The 23,788-nt window shown below is 67.6% G+C and carries 23 protein-coding genes and 1 tRNA gene; 10 read left to right on the plus strand and 14 right to left on the minus strand.

Annotation, left to right across the window (positions count from 1 at the left end):
* Positions 1 to 199 precede the first annotated feature (199 nt).
* Positions 200 to 961 carry a ZIP family metal transporter gene (locus ASC58_RS13015; RefSeq protein WP_056919614.1) on the plus strand — a complete coding sequence of 254 codons (762 nt, stop codon included), beginning with the start codon at positions 200 to 202 and terminating at the stop codon, positions 959 to 961.
* Between the two features lie 480 nt (positions 962 to 1,441).
* On the opposite strand, the gene lepB is transcribed toward ASC58_RS13015, so the two are convergent.
* Genes lepB through ASC58_RS13030 form a run of 3 tightly spaced genes read right to left on the minus strand, consistent with a single transcriptional unit; the run spans position 1,442 to position 4,085 of the window.
* Positions 1,442 to 1,939, minus strand: a complete 498-nt coding sequence (gene lepB / locus ASC58_RS13020) for a signal peptidase I (RefSeq protein ID WP_056919615.1) — start codon at positions 1,937 to 1,939, stop codon at positions 1,442 to 1,444.
* Entirely contained in the window at positions 1,936 to 2,499 is a 564-nt protein-coding gene (locus ASC58_RS13025) for a hypothetical protein (protein ID WP_157598499.1), read from the minus strand. The genes lepB and ASC58_RS13025 overlap by 4 nt, the downstream gene beginning before the upstream one ends.
* 8 nt (positions 2,500 to 2,507) lie before the next feature.
* The gene (locus ASC58_RS13030) at positions 2,508 to 4,085 is read right to left on the minus strand and encodes a multicopper oxidase family protein (protein ID WP_056919617.1); all 1,578 of its coding nucleotides are present in this window, start codon (positions 4,083 to 4,085) and stop codon (positions 2,508 to 2,510) included.
* A 1,136-nt stretch (positions 4,086 to 5,221) separates the two neighbouring features.
* On the opposite strand from ASC58_RS13030, the gene ASC58_RS13035 reads away from it, so the two are divergent.
* A complete protein-coding gene (locus tag ASC58_RS13035; RefSeq protein ID WP_157598500.1) occupies positions 5,222 to 5,416 on the plus strand; it encodes a hypothetical protein in 195 nt (64 codons plus the stop codon).
* 592 nt (positions 5,417 to 6,008) lie between these two features.
* Here the strand turns inward: ASC58_RS13035 and ASC58_RS13040 are convergent.
* The 3 genes from ASC58_RS13040 to ASC58_RS13050 all read right to left on the minus strand — a co-directional run bounded on the left by ASC58_RS13040 (position 6,009) and on the right by ASC58_RS13050 (position 10,418).
* The gene (locus ASC58_RS13040) at positions 6,009 to 8,402 is read right to left on the minus strand and encodes a heavy metal translocating P-type ATPase (protein ID WP_082553331.1); all 2,394 of its coding nucleotides are present in this window, start codon (positions 8,400 to 8,402) and stop codon (positions 6,009 to 6,011) included.
* Positions 8,403 to 8,475: 73 nt separating this feature from the next.
* Positions 8,476 to 9,684 (minus strand): cell wall metabolism sensor histidine kinase WalK, encoded by a 1,209-nt coding sequence (locus tag ASC58_RS13045; RefSeq protein WP_082553276.1) that lies wholly within the window; start codon positions 9,682 to 9,684, stop codon positions 8,476 to 8,478.
* The gene (locus tag ASC58_RS13050) at positions 9,681 to 10,418 is read right to left on the minus strand and encodes a response regulator transcription factor (RefSeq protein ID WP_056914702.1); all 738 of its coding nucleotides are present in this window, start codon (positions 10,416 to 10,418) and stop codon (positions 9,681 to 9,683) included. Before ASC58_RS13050 ends, ASC58_RS13045 begins: the two co-directional genes overlap by 4 nt.
* Before the next feature lie 138 nt (positions 10,419 to 10,556).
* Here ASC58_RS13050 and ASC58_RS13055 point away from each other — a divergent pair, with 138 nt between their 5' ends.
* The 3 genes from ASC58_RS13055 (at position 10,557) to ASC58_RS13065 (ending at position 13,235) form a co-directional block, all read left to right on the plus strand.
* Positions 10,557 to 10,859, plus strand: a complete 303-nt coding sequence (locus tag ASC58_RS13055; RefSeq protein WP_056919619.1) for a hypothetical protein — start codon at positions 10,557 to 10,559, stop codon at positions 10,857 to 10,859.
* A complete protein-coding gene (locus tag ASC58_RS13060) occupies positions 10,856 to 12,403 on the plus strand; it encodes a multicopper oxidase family protein (protein ID WP_056919620.1) in 1,548 nt (515 codons plus the stop codon). The genes ASC58_RS13055 and ASC58_RS13060 overlap by 4 nt, the downstream gene beginning before the upstream one ends.
* Before the next feature lie 220 nt (positions 12,404 to 12,623).
* Positions 12,624 to 13,235 (plus strand): DUF305 domain-containing protein, encoded by a 612-nt coding sequence (locus tag ASC58_RS13065; protein WP_056919621.1) that lies wholly within the window; start codon positions 12,624 to 12,626, stop codon positions 13,233 to 13,235.
* Positions 13,236 to 13,290: 55 nt separating this feature from the next.
* On the opposite strand, the gene ASC58_RS13070 is transcribed toward ASC58_RS13065, so the two are convergent.
* Positions 13,291 to 13,692: a metalloregulator ArsR/SmtB family transcription factor gene (locus ASC58_RS13070; protein ID WP_056919622.1), complete on the minus strand. Its 402-nt coding sequence runs from the start codon at positions 13,690 to 13,692 to the stop codon at positions 13,291 to 13,293.
* 54 nt (positions 13,693 to 13,746) lie between these two features.
* Here ASC58_RS13070 and ASC58_RS13075 point away from each other — a divergent pair, with 54 nt between their 5' ends.
* The 3 genes from ASC58_RS13075 (at position 13,747) to ASC58_RS21810 (ending at position 15,657) form a co-directional block, all read left to right on the plus strand.
* Positions 13,747 to 14,835: a cation diffusion facilitator family transporter gene (locus tag ASC58_RS13075; protein ID WP_369796235.1), complete on the plus strand. Its 1,089-nt coding sequence runs from the start codon at positions 13,747 to 13,749 to the stop codon at positions 14,833 to 14,835.
* Positions 14,836 to 14,870: 35 nt separating this feature from the next.
* A complete protein-coding gene (locus tag ASC58_RS21670; protein ID WP_235529254.1) occupies positions 14,871 to 14,996 on the plus strand; it encodes a helix-turn-helix transcriptional regulator in 126 nt (41 codons plus the stop codon).
* A 532-nt stretch (positions 14,997 to 15,528) separates the two neighbouring features.
* On the plus strand, positions 15,529 to 15,657 hold the full coding sequence (locus ASC58_RS21810; RefSeq protein ID WP_255353302.1) for a hypothetical protein: 129 nt from the start codon (positions 15,529 to 15,531) through the stop codon (positions 15,655 to 15,657).
* Between the two features lie 622 nt (positions 15,658 to 16,279).
* Here ASC58_RS21810 and ASC58_RS13095 read toward each other — a convergent pair.
* Positions 16,280 to 16,681 carry a heavy metal-responsive transcriptional regulator gene (locus ASC58_RS13095; RefSeq protein WP_056919624.1) on the minus strand — a complete coding sequence of 134 codons (402 nt, stop codon included), beginning with the start codon at positions 16,679 to 16,681 and terminating at the stop codon, positions 16,280 to 16,282.
* Positions 16,682 to 16,740: 59 nt separating this feature from the next.
* On the opposite strand from ASC58_RS13095, the gene ASC58_RS13100 reads away from it, so the two are divergent.
* Both ASC58_RS13100 and ASC58_RS13105 read left to right on the plus strand, forming a co-directional pair.
* The gene (locus tag ASC58_RS13100) at positions 16,741 to 17,043 is read left to right on the plus strand and encodes a hypothetical protein (protein WP_056919625.1); all 303 of its coding nucleotides are present in this window, start codon (positions 16,741 to 16,743) and stop codon (positions 17,041 to 17,043) included.
* On the plus strand, positions 17,043 to 18,395 hold the full coding sequence (locus ASC58_RS13105; protein WP_056919626.1) for an NAD(P)/FAD-dependent oxidoreductase: 1,353 nt from the start codon (positions 17,043 to 17,045) through the stop codon (positions 18,393 to 18,395). The genes ASC58_RS13100 and ASC58_RS13105 overlap by 1 nt, the downstream gene beginning before the upstream one ends.
* Before the next feature lie 1,199 nt (positions 18,396 to 19,594).
* On the opposite strand, the gene ASC58_RS21675 is transcribed toward ASC58_RS13105, so the two are convergent.
* From ASC58_RS21675 to ASC58_RS13140, 6 genes are all read right to left on the minus strand, one after another.
* Positions 19,595 to 19,810, minus strand: coding sequence for an aldo/keto reductase (locus ASC58_RS21675; protein ID WP_056919627.1), 216 nt, complete (start codon positions 19,808 to 19,810; stop codon positions 19,595 to 19,597).
* 285 nt (positions 19,811 to 20,095) lie between these two features.
* Complete coding sequence (locus ASC58_RS13120) at positions 20,096 to 21,229, minus strand: site-specific integrase (RefSeq protein WP_162246855.1); 1,134 nt, start codon at positions 21,227 to 21,229, stop codon at positions 20,096 to 20,098.
* A 74-nt stretch (positions 21,230 to 21,303) separates the two neighbouring features.
* Positions 21,304 to 21,603, minus strand: coding sequence for a helix-turn-helix domain-containing protein (locus ASC58_RS21275; RefSeq protein WP_235529255.1), 300 nt, complete (start codon positions 21,601 to 21,603; stop codon positions 21,304 to 21,306).
* A gap of 229 nt (positions 21,604 to 21,832) precedes the next feature.
* Positions 21,833 to 21,908: transfer RNA gene (locus ASC58_RS13130), tRNA-Lys, on the minus strand.
* 58 nt (positions 21,909 to 21,966) lie between these two features.
* Positions 21,967 to 23,280, minus strand: a complete 1,314-nt coding sequence (locus tag ASC58_RS13135) for a hypothetical protein (protein WP_056919630.1) — start codon at positions 23,278 to 23,280, stop codon at positions 21,967 to 21,969.
* Positions 23,281 to 23,384: 104 nt separating this feature from the next.
* Positions 23,385 to 23,771, minus strand: coding sequence for a response regulator transcription factor (locus ASC58_RS13140; protein WP_056919631.1), 387 nt, complete (start codon positions 23,769 to 23,771; stop codon positions 23,385 to 23,387).
* Between the last annotated feature and the right edge of the window lie 17 nt (positions 23,772 to 23,788).

A 23,788-nucleotide genomic window follows, 5' to 3' on the forward strand; every position in this document is an offset into this window, starting at 1 on the left:
TTTCCCGAGGTGCTCGTCGCTGCGGCGGCATGGGTGGCACACTTTCTGAGCCGGGAGCGGCAGTGATCGCAGCCGACGGCATACGCACGTTCTTGTCAGACGACGAAAGCCAACCGGTCGTGCATACCAACGTGCCCCCGCCTAGGCCGGCCAAAGCACGGCAGCCACGGGCGTCGCCATACCAGCCAAGGAGAGGCTCATGAACCCCGTCGCCCAGGCCGCCGTACTTGTTGCGTTCCCGGTCACTGCGGCCGTCGCAGGCTCCGTTACTGCGGTGCTGCGCCGCCCCGGGCCGCGCCTGTCCAGCGGCATCCAACACTTCGCGGCGGGGGTCGTCATGGCGGCTCTCGTCGGAGAGGTACTCCCAGGGCTCCGGGAAGAGGGGAACCTGCCCTGGGCCGTGGTCGGGTTCGCCTCGGGTGTCGCAGTCCTGCTCGCCCTGAGTGCATACAGTCGAAACCGCGAGAAGGCCCGGGCTTCTCACCAAGCTGCGTTGGGGGCAGCCGCGCGTTCCGCCGCAATGACGGTGCCTATGGCACTGCTGGCAACGGTGGCTATCGACCTGCTGCTGGACGGGGTACTGGTCGGGCTGGGAGCAACCCTGGGCGCGACACAGGGCCTCATCCTTACGATCGCGTTGACCATCGAGATCTTGTTCCTGGGCCTGTCCTTGGCCGCTGAACTCGTGGATTCCGGTCTGACCCGGACCCGGGCCGCGGTCACCTGCTCGGCAGTGGGGCTGTCGACAGCAGTCGGGGCCGTTGGCGGGGCTGCGCTGCTCAGCGGCGCCAGCAGGCCGGTGTTGGCGGCCGTTTTGGCATTCGGCGCAGCCGCGTTGCTGTATCTCGCCGTCGAGGAACTACTCGTCGAGGCGCACGAGGAGGAGGAGACGAGTCTGCTCGCCGCCATGTTCTTCCTCGGCTTCCTCATCATCTATGTCCTTGGCGAAATCGCTCAGTGAACTCCTCCGGTTTAGTGGGGGCTTGCTCCTGTCGGCTCGGTGACTTCCGTGGTCGGTGTTCTGACGGTAGAGCGGGGGTTAGTACTCGACCGATGGATTTCACTTGGACTCACTTTGAGGTTCACGTTCGCCCGCCATAGCTCGCGAACTATCCGTTTCAGCTGAGCGATTCGCGCCTTGTCCTCGGTCGTGACACCGGGCTGCTTCCTGGCGTAGACCCGAGCCGCTTGGCCCCCTCCGAAGCATGTTTCCGTTAATCCCGAGCTGCTCAACCCACGCGTCGAGGTGGGCCATTGATGCTGGCCCACCAGGGGCCTCGACTAGGTCCATCACCAACTGGATTGAACGCTTACGACTCGTCCGGATACTTCCTCGGTGCTGCCATGACTTCACCCGTTTCGCGGGTTGGCAGCCTGCATCAACCCTAGGCGGTTCGGTCGAAGGCTTGAGACTCCTCACCATGTTCGGACTCGGCGCGACCTACCAGAGCTTCCACAGCACCCGGCCGACGATGGCTTGCCGGGAGATGGCTCCGAACGCGCGCGAGTCAATCGATCCGGCCCGGGCATCCCCAAGAACGAATACGCGACCTGGCGGCACCCTCACCGGCCCGAAGTAGGTTCCGTCGACGGACTCCTGCGTGAGATACGCCTCGCTCACCGGGTCGCCGTTAAGAGTGAGCACCCCGTCTTCAATACCGACCTGGTCGCCACCGACACCTGCTACCCGCTTGATCATCAGGGACCCGGACCCGGGTGCACGGAACGCGACGACGTCGCCGTGCTCCAACGCTCGGGCCCTCAAACCAATCTTCACGATGAGCACCTCGTCCCCGCGCTCGTATGAGGGAGACATGGATTGCGAAGTCACGCGCATGGGCTCGGCGACAAGAAAGGCGAGACACACTGAGACCAGCAGGAGGACCGGAAAGGCGGATGTCCACCGGCGCCGTCTCGGGTAGGCCTCGGTGGTTGTCACGTGAGCAGGCCAGCACCCCGGGCAACCAAGGCCATGACCCCCAGGGCGAGCATCACATTCGTCACGGCGCGGCGGGTCGGTCCGGGCAACGTGGCCACCAACGCAGCGACCAAGATCAACTCAGCCATGAGGCACACGAAGTCCAAGAGGCCAACTGGCTCAATGTGCGCCCCCGGCAGGATCGGAATTCCGTTGCCTACCCCGCCTACCACTGCCAGGTGCTCCCTCGCGTGACCTTCCGTCGGCAAGAACGTGAGGTCGATCGTGCGGGTTGCGACATAAACCGCCACGACCACGAGGTTGGCCGCAACAGCCCACAATGTCGTACGGGGTGCCGGTGGCCATCCTCGAGCCAGGACGAGAGCCAACGCGAGCTGCCCCGCGGCCACGCTGACGAAGAATCCGCCGACGTACCAGGCCGCCTCCAGGTGCTCGGGAGCAACGAGCGCGTGGATCGTGCCGGCCAGCACTGCGCACCCGGACGCGACCGCCCGGTGGGACCGGTCGGTTCGTGGCGTAGCCAACTCGGGCGCTCGGAGGTGAGCCGCGGTGTTGGTCATGGCGACTCCTAGAGGTCCCCTTCAGGCAGCCACTTGGCCAGGTTGCTCAGGGGGTCATGTGCTGGTGTCACGTCGTCACGGATCTCGAACTGGGACATCATGTCGTGATCCTCATGCACGAGGTTGTGGCAGTGGATCATGTACTTGCCGCGGCCTCCGTCGAACTTGATGAGGAGGCGCACCGATTCGTTCTCGCCTAGGAACACCACGTCCTTGGCGCCGAGCTCGTGCGGCAGCGGTGGGCGTCCGTTGCGGCTGAGGATTCTGAAGTCGATGAAGTGGATGTGCGCCGGGTGGTGCCAGCCACCGGAAGGGTTGCGCAGTTCCCAGATCTCCACATCGTCGATCCTGGGGTTCGCCAACACCTTCATGAAGCGACTTCGGACAACGTCTTCCCAGGTCGTGCCGTTGATGGTCCATTGGCCATTTGCGCGAACGAAGTTCATGGTTCGGGTCTGGACGGCGTCGCTCTCCTTCAGCAACATCGTGGCCTGGTTCGGGTTCAGGCTCGACGGCACGGAGTTGTCCGCCTCGCTGAAGGAGTCATCCACGACCTCGAATGCCATGATCTTGTTGGTGTTCGTGAAGTTGATGTTGTTCTTCGGACTCGTGTTGCGTAGCACGACGCGGCGGCCGGGTTGGTACTTCGCGAAGTCGATCACGACCTCGTAGCGTTCAGCTACGCCGTGTCGGAAGCTCTTCACATACTGGGGCGTCGGCATGAGGCCGGCGTCAGTCGCGATCACTGCCATCGAGTCGCCGCTGTCGAGCGACCAGTTGTAGGACCGGGAGGGGGACGCGTTCAGGATCCTGAAACGGTACTTGCGTCGCTTCACCTTCATGACGGGCCACGGCCTGCCGTTCACGAGGATCACGTCCCCGTAGAAGCCCGAGTTGTCGTTGGTGCTGAACAGCAGCGAACCGTCGCTGTTGAACATCTTGTCGCTGACGATCAGGGGCACGTCGAACTCCCCGTGCGGGATTGGCAGGCTGCGATCGAGTGCATCCGACAACTGGTACTGCCCCGCCAGCCCCATGAACACGTTCTCCGCCGTGTGGTGGACACCGTGGTCGTGGTACCACAGGGTCCTGGCCGGTTGATAGTTCGGGTACTGGTAGTCCTTGTATTGGCCAGGGTTGGTGATGTCACTCGCGTAGCCGTCGAACTCCGGCAGCGACGCCGACCCGTGCAGGTGCACGGAGGTCCAGGGGGTGTAGTTCAGCACGGGGTGAACCGAAGGGAGGTTGTTGATCTGCCTGACGACTGTCCGACGCCCCTGAGCAACCTGAAACGTCGGCCCGGGGACCACCCCGTTGTAGCCCCACATCTGCGTTTGCAGGCCCGGGATCACCTCAACGGTGGTGGGCTCCATCGAGACCCGGTAATAGTCGGTCGTCGCATCCGACCGGACCGGTTGGATCACCGGCGGAATGCTGAAGGGAGTGGTGAACGGAGGGGGCAGCCTGCTCTCTGCGATGCGGGATGCCAGCACCGTTGCAGCACCGACGGACCGTTCCAGGGGCAAGGCAACGGCAGCCGCACCCAACACCGACATCTTCAGCAGGTCCTTGCGAGAAAGTTCCACGGCTGTCCTCTCGACAGCTCAAGGATCCAGTCGCCACCTTTGGAAAAACTTCGGGCAAAATCCTTGCTGATGCCCAGTCGGCGCCTTCGCGCCGTCGTCCGGGCTAGGGGCGCGGCGACCACTCGTCCTCGGACTCCGACTCGCCCGGATCGTCTTGGAGGTGAACGGTGGATATTAACCCGATGAAGGCGAAGACCGTCAGGCTCGCGATCAGAGGTAAAACAGGGTGACTGGTCACAGACCATGCCGCCCACAAGGATATCCAGACGAGCGCGAACAACGAACAAATCAGCGCAGAACGTCGAATCGCAGGCCCTCTCCGCACTCCTCCAAGCACGTCTCTGACGTTACACCGCGGAGCCTGCCATGAGTTCGGTTGACTTCAGACGGGACGAGCGACTTAGGAAGTCGTCGATCTGTCAGAGGAGTCCCCCCGGGGTTCGAGTGGGGCGTTGTCGCGGTCGCCGGTTGCTGACCCGACAGTCCTCGAGGTCGGAGTCGACTCGGGCATCTCGGAGGAGTCGGTACGCCCAAGAATGACGCCTTGGCGGCAAGCCGCGCGAAATCTCCTCCCGTTCAGGCAAGGTCACGAAGTCAGACCGACGCAGGCAAGCCGACTGATAGTACGGTGGGAAGTGTCAAAACGAGTCTGGCAACAGCGACGTTCGAGCCGGCGTGAAACCCGGTCGGCGGCAAACCCGACTCGCGCGCTCTCGCCGTCGGCCGTGCGACGGAGTCGCCAGATCGTCGTGGCAGTTATTGGCACCCTTGCCTTGGGCTTGGTCGCTTTTGGCCTGTCAGTCTCGCCGGTGAATGAACCTCAGGATGGCCGGAAGAGCACGGGTGGCTCTTCGACTCCCAGCCCGACCACCTCCATGCGCTTGAGCTCCCCGCCATCTAAGACCCCCGCCTCGACCCCTCCGGCAACAGCGGGCGGGGTCGTGGGGCCCCAGGCGGCCAGCCAGACACACCGGGCCGAAGTGCCTAACGGTTATCTCTCAGGAAACCTTGGGGTCCTGCCTCAGGTCAGTGACGGCAGGCAACTCGTGGTGGGTGCCGCTGAGATCGACGGTGCACCTGGTTGGCTGGCTGTACGCACGGACAAGAACGGAACACCGGACAGCCTCATCGGCTTGGTGGCTCGAGCCAACGAGCAGCACGATGACACGGTCATCGTGCCGCTGTCGCGGACCATCGGGACCGGAATCTACTGGGTGACGATGCACATCGACGCTGGTGTCGTCGGGCGCTACGAGTACCCCGGACCCGACCGTCCGCTGGTCGCGGGCCCGACGACCCTGACCCGTCGCGTCTCCGTAACGGTGCCTTAAGCGCGCCACTGGTTGCGCAGACTGGTGTTAGCGGCCATTCCCGATCATCCGTGCACCAACTCGTGCAACATCTCACCTCTCAAGCCTGCATCCAGGAGGCGCGAACGCGTCGTCATTGTCGCCCTCCGGTTCGGCCGGCTTCGCGTCGGCGGGGCGGCAAGTCCGACCGTCAGACCTGGTCACCGGGCTGGTGCCGGTGCTCGTCGTCGCGGTCGACGACGGTGATGTCCCACTCCCGCGCCGGGCAGCCTGCGCCGCAATTTGTTCACGTTCAGAGGAGCAACGAGGTGGTCGCGGGCGCCCTGAGGTCCTGATCCAGTAGGTACACCAGGGCGGGGACGGTCAGGATGGATCCGTCACCGCCCAGCGCGCCGAGTGCCAGGCCGATGAGGAGTCCAAGGGGCAGTACCAGGACGAGTTCGTCGTACTCGCTGACACATTCAGAACCCGGCCGTCGCCGCTCTCACCGCAGCGCGAGGCGCCGGTCGTTCACCTTCGGATGAGGTCAGCTGCTCCTCCTGCCAGACGCGTTGACGCTGACCGGGCCAGGGCTCACGGCCTCACCAGTCCCTACGACAACGCGGATACCCGCCTACAGGCGACGACTCCGCAGCCGAAGCGCGTTGCTGATGACGCTGACCGATGACAGGGCCATTGCCGCCGCGGCGATCATCGGTGATAGCAGCAGTCCGAATGCCGGGTAGAGCAAGCCTGCGGCCAGCGGGATTCCGGCGGCGTTGTAGACGAACGCGAACACGAGGTTCTGGCGGATGTTGCCCATGGTGGCCTTGGACAGGGCGCGCGCGGCGATGATGCCGTTGAGGTCACCGCGCAGGAGGGTGACGCCGGCGCTCTCGATGGCTACGTCGGTCCCGGTGCTCATGGCGATGCCGACATCGGCCGCAGACAGGGCGGGTGCGTCGTTGACGCCGTCGCCGGCCATGGCCACGACCTTGCCCTCGGCGCGGAGTCTGGTGACGACGTCGGCCTTGTGGTCGGGCATGACTTCGGCCTCGACCCGGTCGATGCCCAAGGTGCGGGCGACGGCCTGAGCGGTCCTGGTGTTGTCGCCAGTGAGCATGACGACCTCGATGCCGTCCCGGCGCAGGGCGTCGAGGGCTGATGCGGTGGTGTCCTTCACAGGGTCGGCGATGGCCAGGACCGCGGCAAGGTCGCCGTCCACTGCGACGTAGACGGCGCTGGCGCCGTCGGTGCGCAACCGGTCCGCCTCCTCGTCCAACGCGTCCGTGGCAACGTCGTTGGCTGCCAGGAACGAGGCGGTGCCGACCAGGACGCGTCGTCCCTCGACGGTGCCGACCACGCCCTTGCCGGTGGGGGCGTCGAAGTCGGTCACGTCCGGGACGGTCAGGTCGGCGTCGCCCGCCGCGGCGACGATGGCTACCCCGAGCGGGTGCTGGGAGGGGCGTTCGACCGCGGCCGCGAGGCGAAGCACGTCGTTCTTGTCGAATCCAGCGGCGGGGCTGATGTGGGTCAGGGACGGCTTGCCTTGGGTGAGGGTGCCGGTCTTGTCGACGACGAGGGTGTCGACCTTCTCGAGCAGCTCGAGCGCTTCGGCGTTCTTGATGAGCACGCCCAGCGACGCACCGCGTCCGACGCCGACCATGATCGACACCGGCGTTGCCAGGCCGAGGGCGCAGGGGCAGGCGATGATGAGCACGCTGACGGCGATCACCAGTGCGTGTGCGAGGCGCGGGTCGGGGCCGATGGTGGCCCAGATGACGAACGCGACGACCGCGGCCAGGATGACGGCGGGCACGAACAGGGCTGAGACCTTGTCGGCGAGGCGCTGGATGGGTGCCCGGGAGCGCTGCGCGTCGGCGACCATCTGGACGATCCGGGCCAACATCGTGTCGGCGCCGACCTTGCCGGCGCGCACGAGCAGGGAACCGGTCTGGTTGACGGTGCCACCGATGACCGGGTCGCCGGCGGTCTTGGTGACGGGCATGGACTCGCCGGTCACCATCGACTCGTCCAACGTGGAGGACCCGTCGTGGACCTGTCCGTCGACGGGGACGGACTCCCCAGGCCGGACGCGCAGCAGGTCGCCGACGACGACCTGCTCCAGGGGTACGTCGGTCTCGGTGCCGGAGTCGTCGACGCGACGGGCGGTCTTCGGGGTCAGGTCGAGCAGGGCTCGTATGGCGCCCGAGGTGCTCTCGCGGGCGCGCAGCTCGAGGACCTGGCCGAGCAGGACGAGGGCGGTGATGACGGCGGCCGCTTCGAAGTAGACCGCGACACCACCATCCATGCGGAACGACTCCGGGAACACCCCCGGCGCCACCGTGGCGACGACGCTGAACAACCAAGCGACGCCGGTGCCCATGGCGATGAGGGTGAACATGTTCAGCTTCATCGTGCGCACCGAGGTCCAGCCGCGGGTGAAGAACGGGGCACCTGCCCACAGAACCACCGGTGTCGCAAAGGCCAGCTGGGCCCAGTTCGACGCCGTCGTGGAGATGGCGTCGTGCAGGGCCGGGACCAGGTCGCGGCCCATGCCCAGGATGAGGACCGGGATGCTCAGCGCGGTCGCGAGCTTGAACCGGCGGATCATGTCGGCAAGCTCCGGGTTGGGGCCACTGTCGGCGGTGACGGTCACTGGTTCGAGCGCCATACCGCAGATGGGGCACGTGCCGGGTCCGGGCCGGCGAATCTCGGGGTGCATCGGGCACGTCCACTCGGCCGCCGCCACGCCCCCACCGGAGTCGGCAGCGGCGGCGGCGTGAGCGGTGCGGTCGGCGTGGTGTTGGTGGGCCTCGGGTCCGCCGCCCTGGTAGGCGCTGGGGTTGGCGTCGAACTTCGCCCTGCACCCGGGCGAGCAGAAGTGATGGGTGCGCCCGTCGAGGTCGGTGCGGTGCTCGCTGGTGGCGGGGTCGACGTCCATGCCGCAGACGGGGTCCTTCACCGACGACACCCGCACGTCCCCCGGCAGGTCGGAGTGGTTCGCGTGGTCGTGGGTTGTGTCCATGTCCACCAAGATACCCCTAGGGGGTATCTCGTCAAGAGGTGAAGGTCCTTGGGCGGCCCCGCCGCACGGCGGGTCAGGGGTGGTGGTGTCCGGATTCGGGGAGGGTGGCGGTGAAGGTGGCGCCGCGTCCGGGTCCGTTGCTGGTGGCGACGAGGGTGCCGCCGTGGGCGTCGATGATGGCGCGGCTGATGGTCAGTCCGATGCCGCTTCCGCCGCGGTGCTGGCGGGACGGGTCGGCACGGTAGAACCGTTCGAAGATGTGCGGCAGGTCGGCTTCGCTGATGCCGCTGCCTGTGTCGGTGACGACGAGCTCGACCGTGTGGTCCTGACCGCGGCGGGCGGTGAGGGTGACTGCTCCTGGGGCCCTTGTGTGGTGCAGGGCGTTGTCGAGCAGGTTCGTCAGGACCTGGCTGATCCGGTCGGGGTCGACGTCGATGGTGGCCGGGGTGTTGACCTCGGTCCGCAGAGTGACACCAGCGGTGCAGTAGGCGTCCGAGGCAGCAGAGGCGGCGCCGCGCAGGAGGTCGGCCGCTGCCGTGGGCGTCGGTCGCAGGTCCAGGCGTCCTTCCTCGGCGCGGCTGACGGTGGTGATGTCGTTGGCCAGGCGGTGCAGGCGCCGGCTGTTGCCGCGCAGGACTGCCATGGTGGCTGCGTCGGTGGTGCGGACCCCGTCCTCGATGGCCTCGAGGTGGGCGTCGATGCTGGCCAGCGGGGTGCGCATCTCGTGGGCGAGGTCGGCCAGCAGCCGGGTGCGGGTCTGTTCGACGTGCCCGAGGCGGGTAGCGAGCTCGTTCACGGTGTCGGCGAGGTGGTCGAACTCCTGACCGAGGCCGACGGTCGGCACGCGAGTGTCGTAGTGGCCGTGGCTGATGCGGGTGGTGGACGCGGCGACGGCAGCGGTGGAGGTGCGCAGCCGTCGGCTGAACCACCACGTGACGACTAGGGCGATGAGGACGGCAGCGACCAGGCCGGTGGACAGCGCCACGACGAGCGAGTCACGGAAACCGCGCTCGATGTGGTCGAGCTCGGCCGGGGTGTGGGTGCCGCCGGCCTCGATCATGTGCTGGTGGAAAATGCCGGGGCCGATGGCGATGGCGACGAGCCATGCGGTGCCTGCCCCGGCGACCAGGAGCAGCCCCTGGGCGAGCAGCAGGCGCGTCGACAGCCCCGCGGGACGCCGCCGTTCCCGCCCTGACGACGAAGGTGCCGGCGTTCCTGACGACGGCGTTGAGCGCGCTGGTTCGGGCGACGGCGGGGGCGTCGGCTGCGCCGAGGTGGTCATGCGCCGGTCCCCATCCGGTACCCGATGCCGCGAACGGTGCGGATGAACCGGGACGTGGTGGCGTCGTCACCGAGCTTGCGACGCAGGTGGAGCACGTGGACGTCGACGAGGTGCTCGTCACCGACCCAACCCGACCCCCACACGTCCTCGATGAGCTGTCGTCGGCTGAACGCCATCTGCGGCCTGGCTGACAGGGCCGCGAGGAGGTCGAACTCGGTGCGGGTCAAGGGGACCGGCTCGGTACCAATCCAAACGTCGCGACCCAGCGGGTCGATGGACAAATCGCCGAAGGTGCGCAGCTGGGGCTGCGCGGTCCCGTGCCCACCGATGGGCCGGGGGCGGCGCAGCATGGCGCGCAACCTCGCGACGAGCTCTCGGGGGCTGAACGGTTTGGTCATGTAGTCGTCGGCCCCGACGGACAGGCCGACGAGGGTGTCGACCTCGTCGGTGCGGGCGGTGAGCATGACGACGTACGCGTCGGAGAAGGTGCGCAGCTGCCGGCACACCTCGAGCCCGTCCTGGCCCGGTAGACCGAGGTCGAGGACGACGACATCAGGGTCGAGCTCGCGGGCGACGTCGACCGCGTCGAGGCCGTTGCCGCAGGTGCGGACCTCGAACCCGTCGCGGTCCAGGTAGCTGGCGATGACGTCAGCCATCGGGGTGTCGTCCTCGACGACCAGCGCGCGCAGCCCGCGCACTTGGCTGGCTTGTTGGGCGGCGTCGGGGGTGCTCATGGCGACATCGTCGCAGGCCATCGCGTGCGGCCGAGGTGCCAAGAGCCATACCGGGTGCTTCTTCAGCGAACCTTCATCGTTGCGCGACCGGGGGTGCAGTGGGGCCGTCGCACGCTGGGAGGACACAACGAGAAGAAGATGAAGAGGGTGGTCCTGATGATGGGTGGCTACGACACCGGCTGGGGCAGCTGGGTGGTCATGTCGGTGATGATGGTCGGGCTATGGGTCCTGGTGGCTGTGGCCATCGTGGCTGTGATGCGCTGGCCATGGGGTGCACGTGACCGCACGATGGTCGCCAGGACCGACAACGGTTCGGCGCCCCCGGTCGGGCACGAGGTATCCCCGGCGGCGCGAGCCCTGCTCGAGCAGCGGTTCGCCGCAGGTGACATCGACGAGACCGAGTACCGGTCCCGGCTTGCCGCCCTGATGAGCAGGGCATGAGCCGATCGAGCACGCGACACCGGGTCGACCCCGCGTACACCGACCCGCCGTCCGTGTCCTTGGCGCGACGGGCAGTACTGGCGGGGGGCGCCGGGCTGGCCGGGTTGGGAGTCCTTGCGGCGTGCGGGTCCCCGACGTCGCGGCTCGTCCGCCCGAGCTCCCCCGTGGTGGGGGCAGTCGACCGTGCCCGTCGGCACACCGGTCGGACTGTGACCTCCCGACTGGTTGCGGCGCCGGGACGGGTCGACCTGGGCGGACCTGTGGTCGACACGTGGTCGTTCGGGTCGGTGCCGGGACCCGCGATCCGTGCCCGAGCAGGTGACCGCGTCGTCGTCGACCTGAGCAACGGCCTTCCGGCGCCCACGACGGTGCACTGGCACGGGATTGCGCTGCGAAACGACATGGACGGCGTCCCCGACATGACGCAGGCCCCGGTCGCCCCGAACACCTCGTTCCGGTACGACTTCACCGTCCCTGACCCGGGCACGTACTTCTTCCACCCACATGTCGGCGTCCAGCTCGACAGGGGCCTCTACGGCGTTCTGGTGGTGGACGACCCGGCCGAACTCGGCGCGTACGACCACGAGTGGGTCGTGGTCGTGGACGACTGGGTCGACGGCACCGGCCGCACCCCCGACCAGGTCCTGGCCTCGCTCAGGGCCGCCACCGGGTCCGGCATGGGCGGCATGGGCATGGGCATGGGTGGAGGTGGCATGGGTGGTGAGTCGATGACGTCACCGTTGCTGGGTGGCGCCGGCGATGTCGCCTACCCGCACTACCTGGTCAATGGCCGCGTGCCATCGGCGCCGGTGACACTGACCGGTCGTCCCGGGGAGAGGGTCCGGGTACGCCTGGTGAACGCAGCCTCGGACACCGCGTTCCGCGTCGCGGTCGGCGGGCACCAGCTGAGCCTTACCCACGCCGACGGGTTCCCCGTGGTGCCCATGACCGGCGACGCGGTCCTGCTCGGCATGGGTGAACGCGTCGACCTGCTGCTGCCCCTGGGCGACGGTGCGTTCCCGCTGGTGGCGTCGGCCGAGGGCAAGCAAGGCCAGGGGATGGCTGTGGTGCGCACGTCCACCGGGCCCGTGCCGACCCCGCAGGTGCGTCCGGAAGAGCTCGATGGGCGGGTCCTGACCGTCGCCGACCTGACACCAGCGGAGCCTGCGGCCATGCCTGTCCGCCGTGTGGACCGGACTCACGACGTCGTCCTGGGCGGGTCGATGAGCGGGTACGAGTGGACCGTCAACGGGCGCACCTTCGATCGGCAACGGCCACTGGACGTGCGCCAGGGGGAACGAGTGAGGTTGCGGCTGAAGAACGCGACGATGATGTTCCACCCGGTGCACGTGCACGGCCACACCTTCGCCGTCGTGGACGGCAACGGTCGGCCCGGGGTGCGCAAGGACACGGTCATCGTGTCCCCGATGCGTACGGTCACGGTTGATCTCGACGCAACGAACCCGGGCCAGTGGATGACGCACTGCCACAACGCCTACCACGGTGAGGCCGGGATGATGACGACGCTTTCGTACCGGACCTGACGCCCCCACCCGGACAACGGTAGCCGGAGGTCGAGTGGCCCGACCACACGGGGAGGACGCCGCGGACCTGGTCCTATTGGTTCTTCATCGAACCTTCATCGGATACCGACCAGACCCTCAGGGGACGAACCGGACAGTGGTGCGTGAGGGTGCCGGGCCTGCGAGTCCCCCCTTACGGCTCGGCACCCGCGTCCTGCCCCCAACGCAAGGAGTTCACGCCGTGCGCACCACTGCTCGTGCCCTGTCCGTCACCGCTGTCCTGGCGGGCACCGTCGCCCTCAGCGCCTGCGGCGGAACCAACACTGACCACAACGGCATGACCGGGATGGGGAGTGCGAGCTCGAGTGCAACGTCCGCGGCCAAGGTCGACCCTGCCGACGTGATGTTCGCCCAGTCGATGGTGCCGCACCACCAGCAAGCCGTCGAGATGGCGAACCTGGCCCTGACCCGGGCCTCCTCGGCCGACGTCAAGGCTCTCGCCACCAAGATCAAGGCCGCTCAGGACCCCGAGATCGCCACCATGGACGGATGGCTGGGCACGTGGGGTGCACCCACCGGCTCCGCGGACATGAACGGTATGGCCGGCATGGACCACGGAAGTGACGGCATGATGAGCCAGGTCGACATGACCAAGCTGAGCCAGGCGTCCGGCGCCCAGTTCGACCGGATGTGGCTGACGATGATGATCGCCCACCACCAAGGGGCTCTCACCATGGCCAAGGACGTCCTGACCACCACGAAAGACCCGCGAGTGCGCGTCCTTGCTCAGAGCATCGTCGACGGTCAGACGAAGGAAATCACCACGATGAATGGGCTGCTCTCGGGGAGCTGAACGTCAGGGTCCGCCTCGCAGGGTACGTGACGTGAGCTCGCCCGGTCAGGGTTCCTCAGCGGGGTGATGGGTCAGCGTCAGAAGGGGCCGAGGTGCCAGCACCAAGGGCATGCCGGTGCGTGCCCTCCGAGCCGAGGTCGGAATCGGCGTGCTCCGCATGGGACAGCGCCTCAGCCAACAAGGCGTGCACATGGGTGTTGGCGGTCGTGTAGTAGATGAACGTTCCTTCCCGGCGTCCCCGCACCAAGCCAGCCAGTCGCAGCTTGGCCAGGTGCTGACTCACCGAGGTCGGCGTGACCCCGGCAAGCTCGGCGAGGCAGGTCACTGATGACTCGCCTTGCATCAGTGCCCACAGCAGCTTGATCCGCGTCGGGTCGGCCAGCATCCGGAAGGTCTCCGCGGCGAGCTGGGCCTGGTCGTCATGCGGCATGGACAGGGCGGGGAGGTCGTCGTGCACACTGCAAACCCTACCGCCTGCATACCTTCACAGGTATGCAGGTATGATGGATGCATGCGCTCCGAGCAGGCGAACCAGCCCCACCAGCCACACGAGATGGACGGCCTGCACGGTCGCGGCCATGAGCACGACCAGGGCGACCACGACCACGACCACGACGGCCACAAGCACGAGCACCACGAGCACGGGTGGCTTGACCGGGTTCGCCACGCGTTCACCCCGCACTCCCACGATGCGGCGGACTCCGTCGACGACGCGTTGGAGTCCAGCGCCCGCGGCATTCGCGCGGTGAAGGTCAGCCTTGTCGGGCTGGCCTTGACGGCTGTTCTCCAACTGCTGGTCTTTCTCGCGTCAGGGTCGGTCGCGCTACTTGCCGACACCATCCACAACTTCTCCGACGCGTTCACCGCCATCCCCCTGTGGGTGGCGTTCTGGCTCGGCCGGCGCCCACCGACGCGCAGGTACACCTACGGGTTCGGCCGCGCCGAAGACCTTGCCGGCCTGTTCGTCATCCTCATGATCGCCGCGTCCGCAGTCCTGGCCGGATGGGAGGCCATCCGCCGGCTCCTGGACCCGGCACCGGTGCACAACCTCGGCTGGGTCGCTGTCGCCGGGTTCTTGGGCTTCCTCGGCAACGAAGCCGTGGCCATCTACCGGATCCGCGAAGGTAACGCCATCGGCTCCGCCGCCCTTGTCGCAGACGGCCACCACGCCCGCACCGACGGCCTGACCTCATTGGCGGTCCTGGTCGGTGCGGGAGGTGTTGCTGTCGGCTGGAGCTGGGCGGACCCGGTGGTGGGTCTGCTCATCACCGTCGCCATCGTCATGGTGCTTCGCACGGCGGCGCGCGAGGTGTTCCGACGCCTGATGGACGGCGTCGAACCGGACAAGGTCGAGGCCGCAGAGGACGCTCTGGTTTCCATGCCGCACGTCACCGGAGTGCGTGACCTGCGGATGCGGTGGGTCGGGCACGAGCTCTTGGCAGATGTCACCCTCGACGTGGACGCGGACGTGAGCGCAGCGGCCGCGCACGACCTGGCGCACGAGGCACAGCAACGGATGGTCGCCGCCGTTCCTCGTCTACGACGAGCAGTCGTCCACGCCTACCCGGCGACAGTTGAGGGTGGGCAAAGCGTTCGGTAAGTGCTAACTGACCGTTCGTGGTGGCTGGCCAACAGGTGGATGGGCTCAGCGCCCTCGGGGACCCCACGCGACGCGCCATCTTCGAGTGCCTGGCCGGACGGACCCGCGCCGTGGGTGAGCTGGCCGATGCCCTGCCCGTGAGCCGGCCCGCGGTCTCCTAGCACCTGAAGGTCCTCAAGGCCGCCCGCCTGGTCACCGAGCAGGCCGAAGGCACTCGCCGCATCAACCGGCTCAACCCCGAGGGTGTGGCCGCGATGCGCGACCAGCTCGACACGTTCTCGAATCGGGCCCTGACCGGGTGCGCGCGGAACACCAACGAACCGACACCGAGGGAGCAGTCATGACCCCGAGCGCTGCGCCCGTGGTGCGCAAGAAAGTGGTGGTGGACGTCCCGGTTGAGCGGGCGTTCGCCCTGTTCACCGACGGGTTCGGCGACTTCAAGCCGCCCGAGCACAACCTGCTGGCAGTGCCCATCGCGACGACCGTGTTCGAGCCGTGGGTCGGAGGTCACATCATCGACCGCGGCACGGACGGGTCGAGTGCCGGTGGGAACGAATCCTCACCTACGACCAGCCGAGCCGGGTCGTGTTCAGCTGGGACATCGGGCCGACCTAGCAGGTCGAGACCGACCCGGCGAAGGCCAGTGAGGTCGATGTCCAGTTCACGCCGTTGAGCGGTGGTCAGACACGTGTCGTGCTCGAGCACCGCCACATCGACCGGCACGGGCCCGGCTGGGAAGCGGTCCATGAAGGCATCGACGGCGACCAGGGCTGGCAGCTGTATCTGGACCGGTATGCCGCCATCACCAACGGGGCGTCCTGATGGCACCGGTCGCCGTGAGCATGGACGTCAACCGCGCCGCTGTGGACGTGTTCGCCTACGCCACCGCCAACCGGCCGTCCTGATGCCACCGGTCACCGTCCGCACCTACGCCGCCACACAGCGAACCTGTTGGCGTACGCGGCCAAAGCCACCCGCTTCAGCCAGTGGTGGAGCGGAGTCGTCGACGGACGTATCACCACGAGTGGCGTCCGCAAGGTTGGAGACTGGCACCGGTGCCTGACGTCGCGCCGCATCGGCGGCGCCGTCTGTCCCTACGACTCCAACGACACCCGGAGCTACCGCTGCGGCGGTGGTTGGGTGCAGGCCCTCCACGGACCCATCCGCGTCTGGTGGACCTCATCGTCGAGCTTCTCGATGATGCCCGCTCACGGGTGACCACCACCGTCGACTTCGAAGGCCGCGGCGGCGGCAATGTTCTCGTCCATCATGGTGCGCCACCAAGCCGCGAAGAAAACGCTGGCCAAGCTCGCGGCGTTGAAGGCACGCCTGGAAGTGCGGGGCGTACGACTGACCTAGCACCGGCGCGCGCCCCCCTCGATGTCTTGCTGGAGGGTTGCCACGTGCGGCTGCGCGCAGGCCGTACACAGCGGGGGTCTGACGACTACTTCGCGGTGGCGAGGATGTGGCAGATGTCGTCGTCGGCGCAGTCTGCGGGGTCGAGGGCCTGGCTGCGCCCGAGGAGCCTTTCGAGCTCGGCTTGCAGAGCAGCGAGGTGGCGGATACGGGCCCGGACGTCGGTGAGCTTGGTGTCGATGAGGCTTCCGACGTGCGCGCAGGGAGCGGTCCCGTCGTCGCGAATCTCGATGATGCTGCGGATCTCGGCCAGGGTGAGCCCGGCCTCCTGAGCTACGCGGATGAAGCGCAAACGGACCAGCATCGAGTCGTCGTAGACGCGGTACCCGTTGGCGCCGCGGTCAGCGTCTGGCAACAACCCTTTGCGCTCGTACAGTCGGACGGTCTGGGCGCTCACCCCAGCGGCGTCGGCAAGCTCACCGATCAACACGTCTGCTCACCCCGCTCCTCTTGACCTTCTACCACGGTACAACGTCTACGGTCGCAGGCATGGACGTCTCCTTGCTGTACTTCGATGACTGCCCGAACTGGACGCTGGCCCATGAGCGGCTAGCCGCCATCGCGGCGCAGCGCCCCGACATGGTGCTGACGCTGCACCGTGTGGAAACGGTCGAGGAAGCCGAAAGGGTCGGGTTCCACGGGTCGCCGAGCATTCTGGTCGACGGCGTCGACGTGTTCGCCGAACCAGGCGCCGGGGTGGGGTTGTCGTGCCGGGTCTTCCGCACACCAGACGGCCTGGCCGGCGCACCCACCATGGACCAACTGAAGGCCAAGCTCGGAGCCGGGGCGTGATGCCGGGCCGCTACGACCTGATCGTGGTCGGGGCCGGCATGGCCGGGGTGGCCGCGGCGAACAAGTGCGCCTCGGCCGGGTGGAAGGTCGCCATCGTTGACGCGTTGCCGTACGGCGGCACGTGCGCGCTGCGCGGCTGCGACCCCAAGAAGATCCTGCGGCGAGGTGCCGAGATTGTCGACAGCGCGGCACTGATGCGCGGCAAAGGCATCGACGAGGCCGGCCTGGCCATCAACTGGACCGATCTCATCAAGCACAAGCGCGGGTTCACCGACCCTACCCCGGGAAGTATCGAAGGCACCCTGGTCGGCAATGGCGTCGACACCCTGCACGGGCGCGCCCGGTTCAACGGCCCCACCACCATCGCCGTCGACGGCAGCTCCTACGAGGCGGCGCACTTCCTGGTCGTCACCGGCGCCCGGCCCCAGCCGCTGACCTTCGCCGGCCACGAGCACCTGGTCGACAGCACCGGGTTCATGGACCTGCCCGAGCTGCCGGAACGGATCTTGTTCGTCGGTGGCGGGTTCATCTCCTTCGAGTTCGCGCACATAGCGGCACGCGCAGGCAGCAGCCCCGTCATCCTGGACCAGGGGTCGCGGCCGCTGAAGGCGTTCGACCCCGACCTCGTCGAGCTCCTCGTCACCCGTGGCACCGCCGCCGGCATCGACCTGTGGCGGGACACCACCGTCACCGCGGTCGAACCGTCGGGCTCCGCGTACCGGGTCAGTGTGGAACGGGACGGTCAACCTGACGTGGCCGAGTTCGACCTCGTCGTGCACGGCGCGGGCCGCATCCCGGACCTGGCCGGCCTCGACCTGGACGCCGCCGGCGTCGACTGGGACGAGAACGGTGTCCAGGTGGCACCGCACCTGCAAAGCACCAGCAACCCGGCCGTGTACGCCGCCGGGGACTCGGCAAACACGCCCGGGATGCCGCTGACCCCGGTCGCCGTATTCGAAGGCAAGGTCGCCGACTCCAACCTGCTCAAAGGGACCACGACCGTCCCCGACTACACCGGCGTCCCCACCGTGGTCTTTACCATTCCCGAACTGACCCGGGTCGGGATGCTCGAACAGGACGCCCGCGACCGCGGCCTTGACGTCGACGTCCGCCACCACGACACCAGCGGCTGGTACTCCAACTACCGCATCGGGGAGACCACCGCAGCCACGAAAATCCTCATCGACCGGACCAACGACCGCATCGTTGGGGCGCACCTGCTCGGCCCCGGCTACGGCGAGCTCGTCAACGTTCTCAGCCTCGCCATGAAGCTCGGACTGACCACCCGCCAGCTGAAGTCGATGACCGCCGCCTACCCGACCGTCGGATCAGACCTCGGCTCTCTGCTCTGATACCTGCAGCTCTGACACCTGCACGGCCAGCAGACCAAGACGCCTGGGACCCGCCCCAGACGGGTCCGGGGCGACTCTGGTCACCGGCGCGCTTCGGGGGGACGATGGGGTCATGGCAGCGCAGGCAGCACTACAGGACGAGCAAGCACACCGCCCGTCGTGCTGGTGCTGCGGGAACACCTTCGACGAGCAAGACCTGAGCAGGCTCGGAACCCACCCCGAGGTCGGGCTGTGCGCCGGCTGCGCGCACTGGCTGCACCGGCGCGCCCGCTCCGCGTCCGAGGCCGGCCGCCGCACGCCGGGCGCGACGGCACGCCGCGCTGTCGCTGCGGTGCGTGGGCAAGTTATGAGCGCCGGAGCCCAAGACTGGCCCGTGGTCGGGTCGTTGCTGCGGCGCCTGGACCGGCACCTACCCTGATGAGGCGGGGCGCCTGGTGACTGCGGGGGAGGGCGTCGGCGGGGTCGTGGACCGGGTCTCCGTCGTCGCCGACCTGTCAGCGTGCCGGGACGACCTGCACCACCTTCTGGCCACAGCGACCCCGACCAGGCTGCGGGCGCGGACCAACGGCACGAGGTGGAGCAACGAGCAGTTGCTGTTCCACATGGTGTTCGGGTTCCTGGTCGTGCGGCGGCTCCTGCCGCTGGTGCGCCTGGTGTCGGGGCTGCCGCCGTGGGTCGGTCGCAGCTTCGCCCGGGCATTGGACTTCGGCCCAGGCCCGTTCCAGGGTGAACTACGCAGGCTCGGTCGGTGGAGCACTCTTGTTCAACCATGCTCGGATGGGCCGGTTGTGCGATCACACCATCGACCACCTGGTCGCCACCCTGGAGCGGGAGCCAGAACGGCGGCCGGGGAAGGGGATGCCGTTCCCGACCAGTTGGGACCGTACTTCGAGCCGTTCATGACGTTGGCGGACGCGTACGGGTACCCGGGCTGCATTACGCACATCACCGCGCTCAGCTCACCCTCGGCGACTGACCGGTGTGCCGCCGAGCTCAGCCTGCAATCCCCGTTCAGATTCGACCCCCGCTACTTCTAGTAGCACCATGGAGCGGCCCTCACACTAACTGTGAGGGCCACTTCTGCATGGGCAACCATTTCGCCTAGCCTTGCTTCTCCGTCGCTGGGCAAGGACTGGGCCACCATTCAACGAAAGTGGTGGATGCGGTCAGCGGTCGATCATCCGTTGCATGGCCTCGGTTTAGCGCTCGCCCCGGATCTCCAGCGTGGACGACCCTTCGTCGAGCTCTGCAAGGTCCTCGGCCGTCAGCTCGACCTGAGCCGCTGCGAGGTTCTCCTCAAGCCGCTCGAGTCGCCGGGTGCCAGGGATGGGCACGATCCACGGCTTCTGCGCGAGCAGCCAGGCCAGGGCGATCTGCCCGGGCGTGGCGCCCTTGCGCTGCGCAACTCCCGTCACGAGCTCGACCAGGCAGAATGAGGAAGCAGGCCCAGAAGTGGGCCCAAGAAGCCGGACTCTAAACGAACTGAGTAGCAATCCGACAACACTCGGCTTTGGACGAGTGAAGGCGCCGCCAGCGCCGTGACCTGCGACGATACGCCACGGAGATCCTCTGTGAGTCGTGTCGAGTCAGGTCCAGCCGGCGTCTGCGAATCGCTGCCTATCAGAAGGCTAGCGACCAACCCTCCGGGCGCTCAGGACGGCGGATTTCGCCATTCAGAGCGGGGTTGGGCATGCCAGCGTTCAGCCCCCAGACTCTCCCCAGATCGCGTTGCCGAGCTTGGCGGCGGCCTCGATCCGCATGCTGTCAATGACGTGTTGGTAGCGGGTGAGGAGCACGGCTTGGCTCCAGCCCATGAGGCTCATGACGACGCGGCCGTCGATGCCTTGCGCGAGAAGAATGGTTGCGGCGGTATGGCGGGCGTCGTGCAGTCGGGCGTCTCGGATGCCAGCACGCGCGAGGTGTGTCTTCCAGGCCCGGTGGTCGCTGCGCGGGTCGGTAGGAGAGCCGTCGGGTCGGGGAAAGACGAGGTCGAAGTCTTGCCACGCGGACCCAGCGTGGAGGCGCTCCGCAGCCTGCGCGCGGCGGTGGCTCACCAGTTGGGGGACCATCTGTAAAGGGATAGCCAGAACCCGGCGTCCGGCCCCGGTCTTGGTGTCGTCGAACCGCAGGCCTCCAGAGTGGCGGCACGGGCACAGCGCGGGCCTATGTTGAGGCTCGACCGCCTTGCAACCGTGTTCCCACGGCTGCCGCTGAAGCTGGCGGCGGACGGCGAGAGTGCCGGTCTCGAGGTCTATGTCCTCCCACTTAAGTGCTAGGGCCTCGCCTTGGCGCAGCCCCAGCGCGAGCGCGACCGACCACCGGGCTGCATTGCGATCGTCGGTCGCGACTGCCAGCAAGCGGTGCACCTCCTGAATGGTGAGTGGCTGGACCTCGGTGTGCAATACGCGCGGGACGGTGGCATACCGACACGGGTTTGTGGAGACGAGTCCGCGGCGTACGGCGATGGCGAAGGCGGCGCGCAGGGTGCGATGCAGGTTGCCGGCCGTGGTGGGACTAACGGTGATCGCGACACGGTCGAGCAGGTCATCGATCTGGCGCACGGTGACCTCGTGCAGCTTGACGTTTCTCAATTGCTGACAGTGGGTGCGGATGAGGGCCTCGTATGTGGTGAACGTCTTGGGTTTGCGGCTTCGCTTGATGTGCACGAGCCATTCGTCGAGCCAGTCCCCGAAGGTTTGCCGACCATTGGATGCCGCGAGCCCAGAATTGTGTGCACGCTCGTTCTCCAAGGCCGTCACGCGCTCGGTCACGGCGCCTCTGGTACGACCGCGCACGTGCCTGCGCACCGGCTTGCCGTTCTCGTCGCGGCCCATGGTGACCCATCCGTGCCAGGCCCCAGTGGAGTCCCGGTAGATCGAGGACCGGCCATTGGCGGACCGGGTCCGGCTCATGAGGCGACCTGACGCGCCGCGTAGCTGCGCAGGTCATCGGGGCGGAACAAGGTGCGTTTGCCGACTTTGACATGGCGGAGCTGGTTGTCCGAGCGCAGCAGCCGGAACATGGTTGCCCTGGACACGCCGAGCCATTGCGCGGCTGCGGAAACGTCCAATAGATGGTCGTCAGCCGCGGGTGAGGATAGCGACGCCAGGGCCTCCAGATCCCTGCGGATGGCCGCCTCGTGTTCGGCGATCGACTGCAGCCGCGCTTCGATGCGCACCGCGATCGAACGAACCTCGGCGGTGGTCATCTCGGTCACGCCATCTAACGCCATGCGCGGGCCGCTGGTGGTCGCAGGGAACTGTGGCAGATCTTCCCTGCGACTTGCCGAGAGCCTCTGAACCGGACGGTTCCCCAAGCTGTCTTGACGGCGCGGTGAGTCTCTCAATTGCACCGCTAACTGCACCAACCGAGCAGAGGGGGTACACATAGGGCGTCTCATTTCTCTAATGAGAGGCCGTCTGACCTGCGGTAATGCGTGGTGGGCCCCGTGGGGCTCGAACCCACAACCTACGGATTAAAAGTCCGCAGCTCTGCCAATTGAGCTAGAGGCCCGTGGGGCAGGACGCGGCTCCTCGCGGGAGATCTCGCCCGGGCACCCGGCGGCCACAGGCTATCGGGCGATGGCGCCGGTGGTGACCGAGGTGCGGCTGACCGACGGGTAGTCGGGCTTCGAACCGGTGACGACCACCTTCAACCGGTAGCCGGCGTCCTTGGCCACGGTGGCGTAGGTCGCGCGGGTCGCCCAGGGGATGGCCGAGGATCTACCCGTCGAGGCCACGCGGTACCAGCGGTAGGCCAGCGTCACGGGAGCGGGTTCCCAGGTGCCGGGGTTCGCCGTCAGGGTCGACCCGACCTTGCGCGCACCGGTCACGACCGGGGTGGGGGTGGCGAAGAGGATGCCCGGGACCGGAGTGGTCGCCTCGGATCCCCGGGCGACAGAGGGATATCCGTCCTTGGAGCCGGTGACGGTGACGGAGAGCTTGAAGCCCCGGTCTGTTGACGTGATGACGTACTTCGGGCGCACTGCCCCGTTGAGGGGACTGGCCATCCCGGAGGACGAGACCCTGTACCAGCGGTAGGTCAGCGTCACGGGTGCCGGCTGCCAGCTCCCCGGGGTGGCGGTCAGCGTGGAGCCCACCTCGACCGCCCCGCTGATGACGGGGGCGGGCGTCCGCGACAGCGCGAACTTCGGAGTGGCCGGTGCGCTGGGCTGGGACTCCTCGCTGGTGCCACGACTGTTGGTGGCCGCGATCGTGAACGTGTAGGTCACCCCGTTGGTGAGTCCCTTGAACAGCCACGAGCACGTCGAGGCGGTCATGGTCTGTCCGCCCGGGGAGGCGGTGATGCGGAACGAGGTGACTGGCGAGCCGCCGTTGAAGGGGGCGCCGTTGCACCGGATCGCAACCATGCCGTCGCCGACGGCGGCGATCCACACTCCCGGCGGTGCGGTCGGGACCGACGGGACCGAGCTGTTGTAGACGGTCATGGTCGTCGAGTCCTGGTGCGAGGCGGTCTCCGTGTTGCCCAAGGTGTCCTGAAGCGGGTCCACCACGACGAACCAAGTCTTGGGGGTGGTGCTGGGAACGGTGATGCGGCGCTCGTACTTCCCGTTCTTGGGCGTGCCCGAGACCAGGACCATCGGTCCGAAACCGGCGGTGTCGGCACCGTTCACCGCTCGGAAGCCGGCCGTGGGGGTTCTGGCGCCGGTGGCGTCGGTGACGAGGGCCGTCACCACGACCTCCTTGCTGCCGTTGGCGAGGTTGACGACGTTCCCGTTGTGGGTCTGGTAGACCAGCACGGGCGCGGCCGTGTCGACGGCGGCGGGGACGGCAGCGGAGGCCGTCCCGGGGCTGATCGCCGCGACGGCGGCGAGCAGGGCGACCCCTGCCAGGAGCGGGACCGGGGACCTTCGAGGTGAGCGCACGGTCCGGACGCTAGCCACACCATCCGCCGAGATGTGGCGAATTGCCCGAATCCCGGCCGTTCGTCCGAGGGGAGCGGAGGCGGGCTGTCGTGGTCCGCGGGTCGTCAGGTGGTCGTCGGGGTGGCGCGGGCGACGAGGTCGCGAAGCACCGTCGTGAGGGCCCGCGGGCTGAACGGCTTCAGGATGTACTCGTCCGCACCGGCGTCGAGGCCGTCCTGGCGGTCCTCGGGGCGGGCCATGGCCGTGAGCATGACGACGGGGGTGCCCTCGAGGTGGCGGTGGGCGCGCATCGCTCGCACGACGTCCAGGCCGCTGAGGCCGGGCATCCGCACGTCCACGACGACGACGTCGGGCGTCAGCCCGTCGCCGATGAGCGACATCGCCTGCTCACCGCTGCCCGTGGCGACCGGGTCGAGACCCGCCTTGGAGGCAGAGATGGACACCAGGTGCCTGATGTCCTCGTCGTTCTCGACGACCAGAGCTACTGCCATGACCTGCCTTCCAACCT

This window comes from Phycicoccus sp. Root101 (genome assembly GCF_001426245.1).
GTDB lineage: Bacteria > Actinomycetota > Actinomycetes > Actinomycetales > Dermatophilaceae > Pedococcus.

What these genes read in the sequence shown, in the direction of transcription:
- ASC58_RS13045 (WP_082553276.1), bottom strand. Translation starts at nt 9,684, where the DNA reads ATGACCACCTCGGCGCAGCCGACGCCCCCGCCGTCGCCCGAACCAGCG.
- ASC58_RS13060 (WP_056919620.1), top strand. Translation starts at nt 10,856, where the DNA reads ATGAGCCGATCGAGCACGCGACACCGGGTCGACCCCGCGTACACCGAC.
- ASC58_RS13050 (WP_056914702.1), bottom strand. Translation starts at nt 10,418, where the DNA reads ATGAGCACCCCCGACGCCGCCCAACAAGCCAGCCAAGTGCGCGGGCTG.
- ASC58_RS13120 (WP_162246855.1), bottom strand. Translation starts at nt 21,229, where the DNA reads ATGGGCCGCGACGAGAACGGCAAGCCGGTGCGCAGGCACGTGCGCGGT.
- ASC58_RS13040 (WP_082553331.1), bottom strand. Translation starts at nt 8,402, where the DNA reads ATGGACACAACCCACGACCACGCGAACCACTCCGACCTGCCGGGGGAC.
- ASC58_RS13015 (WP_056919614.1), top strand. Translation starts at nt 200, where the DNA reads ATGAACCCCGTCGCCCAGGCCGCCGTACTTGTTGCGTTCCCGGTCACT.
- ASC58_RS13025 (WP_157598499.1), bottom strand. Translation starts at nt 2,499, where the DNA reads ATGACCAACACCGCGGCTCACCTCCGAGCGCCCGAGTTGGCTACGCCA.
- ASC58_RS13055 (WP_056919619.1), top strand. Translation starts at nt 10,557, where the DNA reads ATGAAGAGGGTGGTCCTGATGATGGGTGGCTACGACACCGGCTGGGGC.
- ASC58_RS13075 (WP_369796235.1), top strand. Translation starts at nt 13,747, where the DNA reads ATGCGCTCCGAGCAGGCGAACCAGCCCCACCAGCCACACGAGATGGAC.
- ASC58_RS13100 (WP_056919625.1), top strand. Translation starts at nt 16,741, where the DNA reads ATGGACGTCTCCTTGCTGTACTTCGATGACTGCCCGAACTGGACGCTG.
- ASC58_RS21275 (WP_235529255.1), bottom strand. Translation starts at nt 21,603, where the DNA reads ATGACCACCGCCGAGGTTCGTTCGATCGCGGTGCGCATCGAAGCGCGG.
- ASC58_RS13140 (WP_056919631.1), bottom strand. Translation starts at nt 23,771, where the DNA reads ATGGCAGTAGCTCTGGTCGTCGAGAACGACGAGGACATCAGGCACCTG.
- ASC58_RS13105 (WP_056919626.1), top strand. Translation starts at nt 17,043, where the DNA reads ATGCCGGGCCGCTACGACCTGATCGTGGTCGGGGCCGGCATGGCCGGG.